Source organism: Myxacorys sp. (assembly GCF_059501405.1).
Genome location: NZ_JCACCM010000149.1, coordinates 1 through 14,987, shown reverse-complemented (window position 1 = coordinate 14,987; position 14,987 = coordinate 1). Strand labels below are relative to the sequence as shown.

Below are 14,987 nucleotides of genomic sequence, written 5' to 3'. Positions count from 1 at the left end.
ATAGGTAAGAGTTCAAAACGGAAATCTTGGGTCTTGCTAAATCTAAGTGGCACCGACGAGTTCAGCTTTTGCGATCGGAGCCGTTAAGGCTTCTTCCAAATCAGCTTGCCCTAGTTTTGCTTCTAGAATACGCATCACTTCACGCCCAAAATCATTGGGGTTGCGTTGCCAAGCTTCTAGGCAAACACGCCCAAAAAATGAACCCAGCGGTTCTGGATTCCACAGCAATTTTCTGACCGTCCACGGTTTCACGTTCATCGGGTCGTATCCGGGCTGAAGAATATCGTTTTTGAAAGCATACTCTTCCAGATGCGTGTGGGGCTGCAATCCGATGAAGAAAATGGCAGGCTCTACTTTATCTGCCCCAAAGATGCGCTCTAGCTCACGGTGGTAAGCGATTGTTTGACGAATGGTTTCCGGTCGCTCATCAATTACGTTAAACGAGTAGTTCACCGATACCACATCATTAAATCCAGCCGCTTTTAGATCGCGGCAGTTCTCTAAAACTGTCCGCAGATTGTACCCCATCCGCATTTTGCGGACAAGCTCTTGGGAACCGCTCGTGATCCCGATTTCAAAGTAGTTCATCCCCGTCTTGACCATCAGATCGCACAGTTCTGGCGTCAGATTGTCAGCGCGAATATAGGCTGCCCAATGAATATCCTTCATTCCTGCATCTAGAACCTTTTGCAGTAGTTCCACTGCGTCGTCAATATATCGTTTTGCTGGAATAAATTGAGCGTCTGTAAACCAAAAATTTCGAATACCGCGATCGTAGAGTTGCTGCATTTCCTTCACAACTTCATCAGCGGGGTTAATCCGTACTTGCTTGCCTTCAATGACGGTGTAGATACAGTAGCAGCAGTTGTGCGGGCAGCCGCGTTTTGTCTGTACCCCGATATAAAAGTCTTCTGACTGAAAGTAGTACTCAAAGTCCCTCCAGATCGACTGGATGTAATTGTAGTCGCAGGCGCTTTTCTCAATTGGTGTCGGAAACTCGTGAATCATGCGATCGCGCGGTTTCGTTTCACCCACAACATAGCAGCGCTCATCTAGAAAACTTTGTCCCCGCAGCAGCTTCTCTAGTAGCGTCTCCCCTTCACCGACCGAAACGATCGTGCCTTTAGGCAGCGTTCTGCTAATTTGCTCATAGAACACACTAACTGCACCGCCGCCCACAACGACTCGCGCTTCAGGACGGTAGCGCTTGGCTCGCTTAACGCCCCGCTTAATCAGGCCTAGATTCCGCCATAGTTCTCCGTAGTACCCTGACGCGATGCGAAGCAAACCGAGTGCCCCTCGAATTTTGAGCAGAGGATTACGAGCGTAATAATACTCAAACGTATACTGAAGCGGATTTCCACCCCGACCACCGACTGGCGCATAAATTTGAATATCGCGCCAAGAGTAAACCAGCAGCGTCGGCTTAAAGTCGTCAATACAGGCATCGAGTGCCGAGGCATAATCTAACGGCGGAATCGTACCCAAATCAAGGATTTGCTGCGCGACGTTTGGAAACTGTTTATGAACGTGGTCGGCAAGATAAACTGCGCCAATCGGGAAGATGGGGTTGCAGGGTAGGCGAACGTAGAGAATCCGAGTTTCCATGACAGCGTTACCAAATAAAAATGCTTGCGTCTCCAAACCGCCTAACTTTGGATCGGCAGTTGTAAAGCCCGCTTGTATCTCACGATTCTGAAAGCTTTTTCACATAACTTTACGATATCATTCACACCAGAACTCTGCATCGTTTTTTGGGAAACTTGCGGCTTTGGAGGTCGAATTTGGTAGATGGAGGTCTTTCGCACTTGACGCGCAAGGCGTCTGCCGTTCATCGCTTTTTTATTTCTAGATCTCAACAAAGTGTTTTCTAAGCGGCTTACACCAAATGTAAACAGAAAGCTACATTAGTTGATGCACGAATTCTTAATCTAAATAAACAGAAATCTATCCTCCGATAGGACAAGGCGTACGGCTCTATCCTGAGAAAGATTTCTGAGTAGGAAAAGCGGTTGGTAATCGTGTTTACAGTTGTCCAAAATCCTAGAGTGTTAGTGTTCGATTACTAACTCACTCCCTACACAAAAGGTGTCATTTTGATCATGGCTCAGATTCTCGACCCAATTCCTTCTGACAGCTCGGATTACGTCGTCTGCTGCTATGTAAATGCAACGAGCCAAATTCAGATTGCTCGAATTACAAATATCGCAAACTGGTATTTCGAGCGAGTTGTTTTTCCGGGGCAACGGCTGATGTTTGAAGCCCTCCCTGAAGCTCATCTAGAGATTCACTCGGGCATGATGGCAAGCGCCATTCTGTCTGATACCATTCCATGCTTGACCTTGTGTTTGCAAAGCGTTCAAGAGATTGAGGCTGAAGCAGCGTCTTCTACAGTCTTAACCTCTGCCGAGTAATGCATAGTTTTGACCCGACAACATTAAGAAAAATTGAATAAAACGCTTGATATTGATCTGTGAAATGATTAGTGCAAAAGCATCTGTTTCTGTCGCAAAAAAAGCATTCAAGCTATGTAGAAAGAGCAAGTGTTAAGGGCGAAGTAAAGAGCAAGGGTTCAGTGTGAAGAGCAGCCGCGAGGGGAAAGTTGCTGCTCTTTTTTCTAAAACACTAAAATAAGGCTTTGCTTTAGGATTAACATTTTGGACTTGCCATCATTTCTTTGGCTGTGGAAAATTGCGGCTTGGGCAATGGGACTCGCGATCGCAGCCTACCTTCTTCAAGCGGTCACCGGATTCAGCTTTCTCATCTTCCGTCCGTCCATTCAGCCCCAGTGGCTACGCCCGCTACATGTCGTCACCGGTGTTGCGATCGCACTGCTGATTTTGGTGCTGCTCGCAATTGGCATTGTGGGTACATTGGGGCACTACGGCAGCTTAGGGCATTCGTCTCACTTGTTCTCAGGCTTAACCGTGGTTGAACTGGTCTTTCTATCGGCTTGGAGTGCTGCTCAAATTCGCACTCGCCCGTGGGCGCGCTCGGTTCATCTCATCGCAAATGTTCTGCTCTGCGCCGGCTTAGTTTGGGCGTCGATCACAGGTTGGGAAGTGGTTCAGAAATATCTCTAGAATGGTTTTTCTGGAGTCACAGCCGACGTTCGCCAAGATCCAGATTGAACGATCGTATGTACTTGCCACTCTGAAATAGGGTCAGGATAATCTGATCGATAGTGCCCGCCTCGGCTTTCGGTGCGGAACTTTGCACTTCTCAGAATTAAATCTGCAATTTCTAATAAGTTGTGCAGTTCACCCCAATCACGGCAGATCTGATCCGCATCGGGCACCTTAAACTGAAAAGAGTGATGCGGAGTGAGATTGAGTAACGTTTGACTCAGAGCAAGGGTGCGAAAGTCAGTTTGCCAAGACTGAACTTGCGCGATCGCAGCGTCTAAGTTTTTTTCATCACGACAAATTCCGGCCCCTTGCCATACGACGCGCGGCAACTCTAGCCGCATCGCCTGAACTTTCTCAAGGTCAGAGAATTTTGGCGGCTGAACCGAGGCTTCGCAGGACTGATCACCTAGTTCAGGCAAGTCTTCCAAAGCTAATTGAGCGAACTGCGCTCCAAACACCAAGCATTCCAACAGTGAATTACTCGCCAGCCGATTCGCGCCATGCACGCCGGTACTTGCCGTTTCACCAACCGCGTATAGCCGAGCGATCGACGTTTGATTGGTCAAATCGGCATTGATACCGCCCATCCAGTAGTGCGCTGCTGGAGCTACTGGAATCGGGTCTTGAAAGACATCAATGCCCCAGCGCTGACACACCCCAATAATATTTGGGAAACGGTGCTGAATCGTTTTAGCCGGAATCGGACGCAAATCTAACCAAACATTTGCTGACGCTGGATCGAGTTCTGTATTCTGCAAATGGCTAAAGATGGCACGACTGACTACATCTCTAGGCGCTAACTCTCCAGCAGGATGATAATCAAACGCAAAACGATGTCCGACACGATCAACGAGATGCGCTCCTTCGCCTCGAACGGCTTCACTAATGAGAAACCGAGGCGCACCGGGTTTAGTGAGTGCCGTTGGGTGAAATTGAACAAATTCTAAATCGCGAAGAACGGCTCCAGCCCGATGGGCAATTGCCACCCCATCACCTGTACTAACCGCAGGATTAGTCGTTTGCGCGAACACCTGTCCGCCGCCGCCTGTCGCGAGAATGACAGCCCGCGATCTCACCCAGTGTAGCCGCTCTCCATAGAACACGCTCACACCCTGACACACTTGACCGTCTAACCACAGATCCAGTACAAACGCTTGCGATAAAACCTGAATGTTTTTCCGACTGAGAACCTGTTCGGCAAGCCGACTCACCACCGCTCGACCTGTAGTATCTGCCGCATGGAGCACTCGGCGGCGAGAATGGGCGGCTTCTAGCGTCAAGGCCAGATCTTGTCCACGCCGATCAAATCCCACCCCTAGATCAACTAAGTGATGAATACACTCCGACGCGTTTTCCACCAAAAACTTCACCGCATCATAGTCACACAGTCCAACCCCTGCTTTCAGCGTGTCTTGAATATGTAATTCCGTCGAGTCTTGAGGGTCGATGACCGCCGCAATGCCGCCTTGTGCCCAATCGCTAGCAGAGCGAGATACTTCATCTTTCGTAATTAGCCCAACTCGATACTGTTGCGGCAAGCACAGTGCGGTGTAAAGCCCAGCCGCACCCGCTCCTACGACAAGAACATCAAACTGAGGAAGGGAGTTCACAGGAGAGACCGTCATGTAAAGAATTAGGGATAAAAAACGCTCTCCACGGTTGAGCCAGCGTTGCGGCTTGGTTCAAACCTTTAGATGGAGAGCGAAAATTTACAGACGAAGAACACGTAATGTTTATTCAGTTCAGACTACCTAGCACCTTAGCGGTATACACCGTTATTAATGCGGTCTTGACCTTCAACTAGTTCCTTCGTAACTTCTGTGACGGTGAAATTGTCTAGATTGTCTTCCAGAATGGCTTTCTGTTGAGCGGTCAAGCCAGGAATATCGAGAACATCTTCTACACTTTCGTAGGGAGCATTCTTAACGATCAGTCCTGCGATCGTCGGATACAAGCCCTTATACTGGCGGAAGTAGCGAACATTTGTGTTGTTCAGATCAAGCTTCCGTCCAAATGAGGTGGATAGTTTATCAGACACCACATTCCGCAGTTCTTCGGCGGTTGGGGCTGCCAACAGCGTCGAAGAGTGCAACATCACGCCAGGATGACCGAGATTTGCTGCCATTGCGCTCTGTGAAACCCATCCTAAACAGCTAACCATTACCGCTAGAGTGGCAAAAAAGCGAATCAAACCTTTCATGTTAATGTTTCCCTCCCAATTCAATCGAGCAAACGCACTACACAGCTTTTATTAGAGACTAGCATTTTCGGGTTCCACTCGGATGAAGAAGTTCGGGAAATGCGGTAAGAGGGGAGCAAAGAGAATCACTGCTGCAAGTTGTACGATCGCTCACCAGAGCGCATCAGCTGTACTCGGTTATGTCAGCTTTGCCGCCAAGAAAGCCGTCCAAATCCATAAAGGAGCACGCATAAGTGGGCGTGGGAGTGTCGTAGCCTTTAAGCTCCACGGTGTAAGGATCGAAAATATCGCAGTCATCGATGAGACGGGAGGCATGCTGATAGGTCGTTTCTCCGATCGCAATGTCCATCCCAATCTGTTTGGTTGCCGACTCTAAGCGAAACGCCGCATTCACCGTGTCGCCCAGCGCTGTGTAATCGGGACGGTCTCCACTGCCAGTGTTGCCAACCATGGCAAACCCAGTGTTGATTCCGGCCCCAATTCTGAGCGGAAAAGGTAGGGGATATTGGCCGTATAAGCTGTTGGTCATTTTGTGTAGTGCATTGACCGCTTGGAAAATTTGCAGCGTTTCGTCACGGCTCACGCCTTCGGTTCCATGTGTCCACACCGCCATTACCGCGTCGCCAATATATTTATCGACCCAACTTCCGTACTCTCGAATGATGTCTCCCGCGCGCCGAAACCATGTTCCGATCACTTCCGATAGAATTTTCTCGTCTAGCTGACGTGTCAGCCCTGTAAAATCGCGGATATCGACTACTAAAACAGAAATAAGACTCCGCACATGCAGCGCGGCGGTCGCCGTAAAATCCTTAGAGTCCAGTTCTGGAGAAGAATGCGTGGAAGGACTGACTGGACAATGAAATTCTAGTTCAGTTTGCCCAAAGGTAATCCGATCTCTGTTGCGAAGCGTGACCGGAATGCTGACCCTGCGACCATTGACAAACGAGCCATTGCGACTGCCGAGATCAATTAAGTAAAACTCGCCTGTTTCCATCGACTGCAGCATGGCGTGATTGCGCGAAATCCAGCGATCGCTAATCACGAAGGTATTATCTTCGCTTCGTCCAAACGTCCAGCAGTTGCCGTTGACCAACGGCAATCGACGGATTTCAGCATCGGTATGCAGGACTAAATGGGGAGCGGGTTGTAGAGTCACCACAGGCGTTCAAGGGGCACACATCATTCGTTTCTATGATGCATATTGACACACTAAAAGGTTTCAGTGGTAGCGCTTGGAATTCTACAACGAGAAAGGTTTGTTGCTCAGTAATGTCCGAGTTCTTAGCAAAGATTTTAATTTTGTCTCCGGGAAATCCCCCGCCTGAATAGGGCTCTAGGCAAACAGTGCGGCGACCCAGAAAAGGCTGTCTACAAAAATGGTGGCTAGGACGGCACCGCTAAATGCGAACCAATGCAGTGTTCTGAGCCTGAATGAAAAGATACCAACACTCAGTAGTACAGTTGCTAGGGCAATCACCCAAGTAAACCCCCAGGGGGTATTCATTTGTACTAAAGCCTGCTGAAAAATGGGTCGTACTGCCTCCGGTTCGACCTGCATCAGTTGTTTCCAGTAGGGAATCAGATCGGCAATATAGAAGTAGATGTCAGTGACGACCGTACCAAAGAGTGAGCCGAGGTAAAAGAAGTTGCCTATTTTGCACCAATTATGAGTGATGCCCCACAAGGCGATCGGTAGCGCGATCGCTTCGATCGGCAGATGAAGCCCTGGCTCCCAGCGAAACCATCCCCAGTAGAGTGATCCGGCTAACCATGTCCAGGTAAAGCCTGTCAGCAAGTCGCCCCACATCTGCGTCTTGGGCTTGGAGGCAAGCGTGATGCTAAGCCACACCCAAAACCCGGTCAGCGCTAGGCTCAGAAAGGGCAGCGATCGCACCAGCGGCGCTTCAAAGAAGACTGGAACCGATACCAAGAACGCCGCCCCGCCAAACACAGAGAGGGCAGCAGAGATCCGAGACGCTGGCGAAACAGGGGTTTCTAGAGCTAAAGGGTTAGACACTGAGCGTTGAGCTATCTCAGTATCTGGATAAAAGGCAGAATTGGGTGGCGATGACAACAATGGATTCTTAAGTCTGATTAATTTTATTTACGTTACTTAACATTACCACATCAATTTAGAGGGCTGGGGCTAAGAAATCGTAAATCATGCTTAAGGGGGGTATCCCCCCCCTGGGCATCACAATTTATCCTAGCGGAAATTCCTGAGCGCGATCGCATTCTCCGGAAAAACTAAAGTGCTAAGGTACTCAAGAGCAAGCAGCTAACCCAAAGGACGATCATTCATGAACTGGCTTCAACTCGCTCCCCTGACGGATCTTATCGCTCAGACAGAGCCGACGACTGGGCTTATAGCCATCATTCAGGGTGTGATTCTCGGTCTTGTACAAGGGATTACTGAGTTTCTTCCAATTAGCAGTACGGCTCACCTATTAATCTTTAGCGATATTTTTGGTTGGAAAGCGGTCTGGACAAAAGAAGCAACGGATGCAATTCAGTTTGGCAGTGTGATTGCGGTTGTAATGTATTTTTGGAAAGACATTCAGCAGATTTTGACAGGCGCGATCGCGGCGTTTCAAACCAAAGATTGGCAGCGCGAAGAGTGGAAGATTTTAGTCGGCATTATTGTTGGAACGGTTCCCGCCCTGACAGCAGGATTATTCATTAAAAAAGTTCTCAATGCATCGTTTGAGAGTCCGCTGCTGATTGCGATCATGTCGATTGTCATGTCGCTCTTATTGGCTTTGGCAGAAAAACTTGGCAGCCGCAAGCGGGGTTTTGAAAATCTTCAGGTGAGCGATGGCTTTTTAGTAGGTCTCGGTCAAATGGTGGCCCTACTTCCGGGAGCCTCGCGATCGGGATCGACCTTGACAGCCGCCTTGTTTTTAGGACTAGAACGCAGTACTGCGGCTCGGTTTTCATTCTTACTTGGCATTCCAGCACTGACTATCGCCACCTTAATTCAGGGCAAAGATGCGTTGGGTCAGCCAGCAATGTTGATTCCTCTGTTAGTCGGAACGGCCTCTGCCTTTGTGTTTTCCTATCTCTCGATCGCGTGGTTGCTCAAATTCTTGCAGCGCCAAAGTACCTGGGTGTTTGTGTGGTACCGGCTCGCGTTGGGTGTAACGTTGTTGATTGCGATCGCATCTCATACATTGAAATAGGACACTAAAATTACAACCTGTTTGATGACTGACGATCCGAGAGGGCAGGCGCTAGAAAATTTGAAGTGGCGAGCGGAATGGCTGTTTGAGCGATACGCCTCGCTGTTGCCGAGTATGAATGAATTTATGACCGAAAGCGCTCGGCTGCACGTTGCAACCCGAGTGGCTGAACTAAGAGATGCCCTCAGAAATTCTGAGATTCCGATCGAAGAAGTTCAGCAACGGTTCAAACGGCTCGATAGTAATTTGTTCGTCATTCGTAACTCAATCATCGTGGATGATCTGGGTGATTTGCTGCGATAACAGCGTGAAGCGCACCTAACCTACTTCCCCCTTGATAGACTGGAGGTTCAATTCCTTAGCCCGTTTCAATTCATGAGTGAAGCTTCGATTCGTCCTGCCTTAATTACTGCCGTTTTGCCAGGGTCGATTGCAGAAGAAATCGGCTTTGAGGCAGGCGATCGCGTCGTCTCCATTAATGGGCAAAAGCCCCGCGATTTAATTGACTACCAATTCTTTTGTGCAGGCGAAATTTTAGACTTGGAAGTGCTAGACACGAAGGGCAACGCACATCGTGTCGAAATTGAGAAAGATTACGACGAAGACTTAGGACTAGAGTTTGAAAACGCGCTCTTTGACGGGCTGATTCAGTGTACCAATCGCTGTCCGTTCTGTTTTATTGACCAGCAGCCTCCAGGCAAGCGAGAAAGTCTCTATTTCAAAGACGATGACTACCGCCTCAGCTTTCTCTACGGCAGTTATCTCACCCTGACAAATTTGCCCCAGCACGAATGGGAGCGAATTGAGCAGATGCGCCTCTCTCCGCTGTATGTTTCGGTTCATGCCACAGAACCAGAGGTCAGAAGCCGCCTACTCAAAAATCCTCGAGCTGGACACCTGATGAAGCAGTTGGAATGGTTTCAAGCGCGGCGGTTGCAAATTCATGCTCAAGTGGTTCTTTGCCCTGGAATTAACGACGGTGACCACTTGACCCGCACATTGCTCGATTTAGCTCAGTTTCATCAAGGTGACGTGCCGACTGTAACATCGGTGGCTGTCGTTCCGGTTGGTCTGACGCGCTTTCGCCCGACCGAAGATGAGTTAGTTCCGGTGACTCGTGAGAAAGCCCGAGAAGCGATCGCGCAAGTTGAAGCCTTGCAAGCCCAGTTTCGTCAGAGCTTTGGCTCGACCTTCGCATGGCTTGCCGATGAGTGGTTTTTGATTGCGGGTCAAGAGGTTCCTCCTGAATCACACTATGAAGATTATCCGCAAATTGGGAATGGAGTTGGCTCAATTCGGCTGTTCTTGAAGGAGTTTGGGAGAGCGGCAGAACGGTTGCCTCAAAAGATTGAGCAATCCTATCAATTTAGTTGGATTGTTGGAAATGCAGTCGAGTTGGCATTTGAGCCGCTCGTTCAACGTCTCAACCAAGTTGAAAATCTAACCGTCAACATGATCGCCATCAACAGCGAATATTGGGGACAAACCATGACTGTCACTGGATTGTTAACGGGTCAAGATATTCTACAAGCATTGCAAGGAGAGAATTTAGGAGACGGGATTTTATTGCCTTCAGTGATGCTCAAACATGATGCCACGGTCTTCCTAGACGATATGAAGGTAGAAGAGCTTGCACAACAGCTGAACACTAAGATTTGGATTGTTCAAGACGTGGATCAGTTGATTGAGACCTGTTGTGACCCAAGCGCTGAAGTTATTTATGCCGCTCCTCAGCAAGTCTGTACCGCGAGTAATTACTGAATATTTGTTCAGCAATTTACTCAGTAATTCATGGTTTTCCTTGACTTTTAGTAGACTGCTAAATGTAGCTCAATGGGCTGAAAGCTTTGCAGCAAGCGCCTCTCTTCCTGCTTTGATAAGTTGGTCCTCTGGCTTACCCTGGTGTTGAGTACCTCGGTATAAATTGATTCATAAAAAAAATATCAAAACTGCACCGTAAATTCACCCAAATCACTAGGGAGTCAGCAGACAATTAGATCAAGCCCTTCTCGTAGACCACAACACCTAATCAATCCTTAACTCCATTGCTTGAAGGAATCCGATATGCACGGCAATCTACCTCTTGTCTCGATTGGAATGCCCGTTTTTAATGGCGAAGATTTTTTAGAAGCTGCTTTAGAGTCGCTTTTGGCCCAAACATTTACTGATTTTGAGATCATTCTGTCGGATAATGCCTCTAGCGATCGCACTCCTGAAATTTGCCAAGCCTACGCCGCCAAAGATTCTCGAATTCGCTACTATCGCCACACCCACAACACTGGTGCAGCTGAAAATTTCAATTATGTATTTCGGCTGTCGCGGGGCAAATACTTTAAGTGGGCTGCCCACGATGACCTCTGTGCACCAACGTTTCTAGAACAGTGTGTAGAAGTCTTAGACAATAATCCGTCTGTGGTTTTGTGCTCGTCTGCTACAGGACGCATCGATTGGGCAGGAAATGCACAAGCTCCCAAGCTGGACCGTCCTCGTCGTCTTGATGACTGGAGCGCGTCGGAGCGCTTTGCAGGAATTGTGCTGCAAACGTTTTGGTGCTATGAGATCTTTGGCTTGATTCGTTCGGAAAATCTTCGCAATATCCAGCCTCAGCGGAGTAACTATGGCAGCGATCGCGTGATGTTAGCCGAGCTAAGTTTACAGGGGCGCTTTATGCAAATTCCTGAAACGCTGTTCTTTCGACGATTTCACCTCAAGCAATCAACCTGTCTTCCCTCAGCCAAAGCTCGTCAACTCTGGCAGAGCGGCGATCGTAAACGAAACCTGTTTTGGGAACGTGGCTCGGTCGGGTTCGTGAAAGCTCTGCTCAAAGCACCGATTACTCCCCTTGAGCGACTTCAATGCTTAGGCACAGTGCTGCGCTATTTAACGAAGTCAAAAAACTGGCTCTATTTCTTACCGAAACGGCTTCGGTACAAAAAACAAGAGCAGCGTAAACTAGAACCGCAGTCCAATCTTGCTGTCTTTTAACTCAGCGATTCATAACAGCGAGTTATCACGAGAATTACATTCTCAAGCTGTTCAAAGTGTTACAAAACCGTATACTTAAGGATGCCTTCAGATTTGTGAGCGCACCTTGGGTATTGATCTTCGCAGCTACGTTTATATCGATCGCCTCCAGCCTCAGCATGCTGCCTACATGGGCACCGAGTCCTTAGGATTTCTACCTTTACCGGGAGATGCCTCCCTCTGGCTAGAAATTTCTCCAGGCATTGAAATCAATCGCATTATGGACGTGGCGATGAAGTCAGCCGTTGTGCGTCCTGGTGTGCAGATTGTAGAACGGCTGTATGGTTTATTAGAGATTCATGCCAGCAATCAAGGTGAAGTGCAGGCAGCCGGAAAAGCAGTTCTCAGCGCATTGGATGTGCGTCAGCAGGATTGCCTCAAGCCACGGGTGATTTCGAGCCAAATTATTCGCAATATTGACGCTCACCATACACAACTCATTAACCGAACGCGGCGCGGCAATATGATTTTGGCAGGGCAAACCCTCTATGTATTTGAGGTCGAGCCTGCGGCATATGCGGCATTAGCAGCGAATGAAGCAGAAAAAGCAGCGTTGATCAACATTCTACAAATCTCCGCTGTTGGCAGCTTTGGGAGATTGTATTTAGGCGGAGAAGAGCGAGATATTGCGGCTGCATCAAGAGCCGTGGTTGAAGTGATGGAAAGTCTGCCGGGGCGCGATGATCTGACAACCGTTCGCAACGAATAAGAGGCAGCAATGGCAGATCCAATGCATCTGATGCTGCTGCAACAAGGAGCGGTGGCGTGGCTAGAGTGGCGATCGCAGCATTCCAAGCTTCAGCCTAACCTCAGTGATGCCGAACTTGATGGCTCAAATTTTCGGGGTGCAAATTTGAGCTACGCTAACTTACGCCGAGCCAATCTCAGTTGGACAAAGCTGATTGCTGCGAATCTCAGTTATGCCACGTTAAACCAAGCCATGTTGCACAAAGCTGAACTCATTGACGCCAAGCTTGCCTACGCAGAATTCATAGATGCGAGTCTAATTGGCGCTGACTTTCGCGGTGCAGATTTGAGTTTTGCAAACTTTATTGGCGCAGATTTAAAGGGTGCGACGTTCAACCACGCTGATTTAAGCCATGTCAATTTGATTGGAACTGAGCTGAGAGGCGCAACATTTCGGAAAGCTGACCTGAGTGATGCTGATTTGAGACGGGCCGATTTGAGCCATGCCAATCTGACTGAAGCAAATTTGGCCCAAGCCAATTTTTCGGCAGCAACATTATATGAAGCGGAACTTGCTCAAGCGCATTTGTATCGATCGCAGTTGCATAAAGCAAATCTAGTGCAAGCTCATCTGATCGCTGCCTATTTAGTTGGCGCTAACTTGAGCGAAGCTAATCTTTCTAAGGCAGATTGCGCTTGGGCAAATCTCAGTAAAGCAAATTTTGCAGGCGCAAACCTCACAGGCACAAACTTTAGAGGCGCAAATCTAGCTGGCGCAAACCTTGCAGGCGCAAACTTAAGCAGAGCTTGTCTAAGAGGTGCTGTCTTAACTCGCGTAGATTTGAGCTACGCAACATTAACTGAAGTCGAGTTAAAAGAGGTCAATTTCAGCCAAGCTCTTCTTCAAGGGGCGCTTATGCCCGATGGTAGCATCCATCCTTAAACAGAAGCGCTCTAATCTTTAGGATTAGAGCGCTTCAACCTAAACCATAATCAGTTAAAAGGGCGAACGAGGGGACTCGAACCCCCGTATGCAGGTGCAGGACTTGCTCTAACGGTTTCGATCGTGGGCTACAGTCGTGTGCTGAATCCGATTTTTGTCCCGCTACTCGGTGGGATTGGATGGCTCCCCGCGATCGCGTTTTCTGCTCTGATTGCTTCGGCAGTGCAGTACCTTCAAATTGCTCCCAGGATGCCGAAATATGCGCCTGATGTTGCCGATGAGCTTTCCTTCAAGCTAGGGCTGCAACGGTTCGTAGACCCCAAGGAACACAAAGACCAACCTTCAATGCTGCAACGAACCAAGCATTGGGCAAGAACAGAGCACGATCGCGGACACAAGCGCTCTGAACTGCTGTCCTACCTGCTCTATGCGGTGGAATTTATCGGGGCGTTCATGGCGTTTCCAATCGTCAGCGCTACCGGAACGCTCAGCATTGGCGCTTGCATCATGGCGACGATCGCCGTGTTTGGATTTGAAGCGTCCCTAGCGCTAGGTAATTGGGCAGAACAGACGCGATTGACCGGACGGGAATCGCAGAAGTATCGCCTGCAACGCCGTCGCCTGAGACAGGAAGCTGACAACGATATGTAGTGGAAGCAAAGCTCCCAACCGTTTACGCGCCTGGGAGCTTCTCAGTAGTTCATTGGTATTGAACAGCATGAGCAATCTATCAAAGTATGGTCGCAGCGCGATTGATAAGACGTTTCCCGATAAAGAAGAAACCGTATTCGGGCATATGGTCTTAGAGCTTGGCATGTCGCCTATAGATGCCTCCCAAGCATTGCGTCCGTGGGTTAAAGACTATTCTCAGGCGACTGATCGCGCTAAGTCTTGGGGGTACAGATTGGGCGTTCTAGGCATCGCGGGTGGGGTTGTGCTGGCAGCAACGGTCGGTATCGGCATCCCCGCGATCGCGCCTCTCGCGGTCGGAATCTACAACGTGTTCTCAGCCCGAAGCAGTGCAGAAGAACACAGCACCCGTGAAGCTGAGTTCCTCATCTTGAAGGAGTGCCCTGAACTGCTGAAACTGCTTTATGCACTCGGCAAACGGGGAATGCTCAAAGAAGTCATTGTTGAGTGCTACGACAGCCTCGTGTTTAGCTTCATGGGTCAATTCTCGCTGCACTCTCAGAATGGACAGCTATCCGGGTTCGATGTGTCAAAGCAGGACATTGTTGGACTGTTCGAGGAACTGATTCGCGAAAAGATGTCAATGGAGACAGGCGCTAAGGAGATTCTTGTAGACTTCGAGGCAATGAACTTTGACACGCTCTACCAGTCAGAACCGTCGCAAGTGCAGAAGCAATTACCCATTGGTGAGAACACTCGACTAGGAGCCGTAGAGGTTCCGATCGTTCCTGAGATTAGCGAAGCAAACTCCGAAGGACAGGCGCAACCTGCATCAAGTACTCCCTTGCCCCGCCAGCAAATTACCCAACTACCACTTGCAGAACGGGCGAACTATCTCATGTCACTACTCGCTGAAGATGGATGCGATTTACGTAAGCTATCGGGGCGTCCAACTCTAGCGGCTGGTGGATTGCAGCGCTCAGGAAAAACAACCCTGATCGCAATGCTGGCGATCCTAGAGAAGGCGATGGGGCAGCAAGTCTTCTACATCTCTCGCGACTCTGACCTTTACCCGATCGCGTTTGATGGCTACGCGGGTCATGTTCTAGACCTGTGGAATCAGGAATAATGGAGGAGCCAGTTTCAAACTAGGATTTCTCTCATGGTTCTCGAACCGGTTCTTTGCCCGAGTT

Annotated in this window: 15 protein-coding genes; 10 read left to right on the top strand and 5 right to left on the bottom strand. The window is 49.0% G+C overall.

Features of this window, described 5'->3' with window-relative positions:
• Window positions 1-42: 42 nt before the first annotated feature.
• On the bottom strand, window positions 43-1,608 hold the full coding sequence (locus AC5I6P_RS20250) for a photosystem II high light acclimation radical SAM protein (RefSeq protein WP_495695563.1): 1,566 nt from the start codon (window positions 1,606-1,608) through the stop codon (window positions 43-45).
• Window positions 1,609-2,102: 494 nt separating this feature from the next.
• On the opposite strand from AC5I6P_RS20250, the gene AC5I6P_RS20245 reads away from it, so the two are divergent.
• On the top strand, window positions 2,103-2,414 hold the full coding sequence (locus AC5I6P_RS20245; RefSeq protein WP_495695562.1) for a DUF1830 domain-containing protein: 312 nt from the start codon (window positions 2,103-2,105) through the stop codon (window positions 2,412-2,414).
• Window positions 2,415-2,657: 243 nt separating this feature from the next.
• Complete coding sequence (locus tag AC5I6P_RS20240; protein WP_495695561.1) at window positions 2,658-3,083, top strand: DUF4079 domain-containing protein; 426 nt, start codon at window positions 2,658-2,660, stop codon at window positions 3,081-3,083.
• Here the strand turns inward: AC5I6P_RS20240 and nadB are convergent.
• The 4 genes from nadB to AC5I6P_RS20220 form a co-directional block, all read right to left on the bottom strand.
• A complete protein-coding gene (gene nadB / locus AC5I6P_RS20235; protein ID WP_495695560.1) occupies window positions 3,080-4,738 on the bottom strand; it encodes an L-aspartate oxidase in 1,659 nt (552 codons plus the stop codon). The two genes, AC5I6P_RS20240 and nadB, sit on opposite strands and share 4 nt — an antisense overlap.
• A gap of 149 nt (window positions 4,739-4,887) precedes the next feature.
• On the bottom strand, window positions 4,888-5,328 hold the full coding sequence (psbU, locus tag AC5I6P_RS20230) for a photosystem II complex extrinsic protein PsbU (protein ID WP_495695559.1): 441 nt from the start codon (window positions 5,326-5,328) through the stop codon (window positions 4,888-4,890).
• A gap of 163 nt (window positions 5,329-5,491) precedes the next feature.
• Window positions 5,492-6,490, bottom strand: a complete 999-nt coding sequence (locus AC5I6P_RS20225; protein ID WP_495695558.1) for an FHA domain-containing protein — start codon at window positions 6,488-6,490, stop codon at window positions 5,492-5,494.
• Between the two features lie 174 nt (window positions 6,491-6,664).
• On the bottom strand, window positions 6,665-7,348 hold the full coding sequence (locus AC5I6P_RS20220) for a DUF3120 domain-containing protein (RefSeq protein ID WP_495695557.1): 684 nt from the start codon (window positions 7,346-7,348) through the stop codon (window positions 6,665-6,667).
• A 283-nt stretch (window positions 7,349-7,631) separates the two neighbouring features.
• Between AC5I6P_RS20220 and AC5I6P_RS20215 the strand changes: the two genes are divergently transcribed.
• From AC5I6P_RS20215 to AC5I6P_RS20180, 8 genes are all read left to right on the top strand, one after another.
• A complete protein-coding gene (locus AC5I6P_RS20215; RefSeq protein ID WP_495695556.1) occupies window positions 7,632-8,510 on the top strand; it encodes an undecaprenyl-diphosphate phosphatase in 879 nt (292 codons plus the stop codon).
• A 24-nt stretch (window positions 8,511-8,534) separates the two neighbouring features.
• Window positions 8,535-8,813: a hypothetical protein gene (locus AC5I6P_RS20210; protein ID WP_495695555.1), complete on the top strand. Its 279-nt coding sequence runs from the start codon at window positions 8,535-8,537 to the stop codon at window positions 8,811-8,813.
• A 72-nt stretch (window positions 8,814-8,885) separates the two neighbouring features.
• Window positions 8,886-10,271: a TIGR03279 family radical SAM protein gene (locus AC5I6P_RS20205; RefSeq protein ID WP_495695554.1), complete on the top strand. Its 1,386-nt coding sequence runs from the start codon at window positions 8,886-8,888 to the stop codon at window positions 10,269-10,271.
• 336 nt (window positions 10,272-10,607) lie between these two features.
• Window positions 10,608-11,495, top strand: a complete 888-nt coding sequence (locus AC5I6P_RS20200) for a glycosyltransferase family 2 protein (RefSeq protein WP_495695553.1) — start codon at window positions 10,608-10,610, stop codon at window positions 11,493-11,495.
• Between the two features lie 106 nt (window positions 11,496-11,601).
• On the top strand, window positions 11,602-12,243 hold the full coding sequence (gene ccmP, locus AC5I6P_RS20195) for a beta-carboxysome protein CcmP (RefSeq protein WP_495695552.1): 642 nt from the start codon (window positions 11,602-11,604) through the stop codon (window positions 12,241-12,243).
• Window positions 12,244-12,252: 9 nt separating this feature from the next.
• Window positions 12,253-13,164 carry a pentapeptide repeat-containing protein gene (locus tag AC5I6P_RS20190; RefSeq protein ID WP_495695551.1) on the top strand — a complete coding sequence of 304 codons (912 nt, stop codon included), beginning with the start codon at window positions 12,253-12,255 and terminating at the stop codon, window positions 13,162-13,164.
• A 123-nt stretch (window positions 13,165-13,287) separates the two neighbouring features.
• Window positions 13,288-13,815 (top strand): hypothetical protein, encoded by a 528-nt coding sequence (locus tag AC5I6P_RS20185; RefSeq protein ID WP_495695550.1) that lies wholly within the window; start codon window positions 13,288-13,290, stop codon window positions 13,813-13,815.
• 67 nt (window positions 13,816-13,882) lie between these two features.
• Window positions 13,883-14,923 (top strand): hypothetical protein, encoded by a 1,041-nt coding sequence (locus AC5I6P_RS20180; protein WP_495695549.1) that lies wholly within the window; start codon window positions 13,883-13,885, stop codon window positions 14,921-14,923.
• Window positions 14,924-14,987: the final 64 nt, after the last annotated feature.

What these genes read in the sequence shown, in the direction of transcription:
- psbU (WP_495695559.1), bottom strand. Translation starts at nt 5,328, where the DNA reads ATGAAAGGTTTGATTCGCTTTTTTGCCACTCTAGCGGTAATGGTTAGC.
- AC5I6P_RS20180 (WP_495695549.1), top strand. Translation starts at nt 13,883, where the DNA reads ATGAGCAATCTATCAAAGTATGGTCGCAGCGCGATTGATAAGACGTTT.
- AC5I6P_RS20210 (WP_495695555.1), top strand. Translation starts at nt 8,535, where the DNA reads ATGACTGACGATCCGAGAGGGCAGGCGCTAGAAAATTTGAAGTGGCGA.
- AC5I6P_RS20250 (WP_495695563.1), bottom strand. Translation starts at nt 1,608, where the DNA reads ATGGAAACTCGGATTCTCTACGTTCGCCTACCCTGCAACCCCATCTTC.
- AC5I6P_RS20245 (WP_495695562.1), top strand. Translation starts at nt 2,103, where the DNA reads ATGGCTCAGATTCTCGACCCAATTCCTTCTGACAGCTCGGATTACGTC.
- AC5I6P_RS20190 (WP_495695551.1), top strand. Translation starts at nt 12,253, where the DNA reads ATGGCAGATCCAATGCATCTGATGCTGCTGCAACAAGGAGCGGTGGCG.
- AC5I6P_RS20215 (WP_495695556.1), top strand. Translation starts at nt 7,632, where the DNA reads ATGAACTGGCTTCAACTCGCTCCCCTGACGGATCTTATCGCTCAGACA.
- AC5I6P_RS20205 (WP_495695554.1), top strand. Translation starts at nt 8,886, where the DNA reads ATGAGTGAAGCTTCGATTCGTCCTGCCTTAATTACTGCCGTTTTGCCA.
- AC5I6P_RS20200 (WP_495695553.1), top strand. Translation starts at nt 10,608, where the DNA reads ATGCCCGTTTTTAATGGCGAAGATTTTTTAGAAGCTGCTTTAGAGTCG.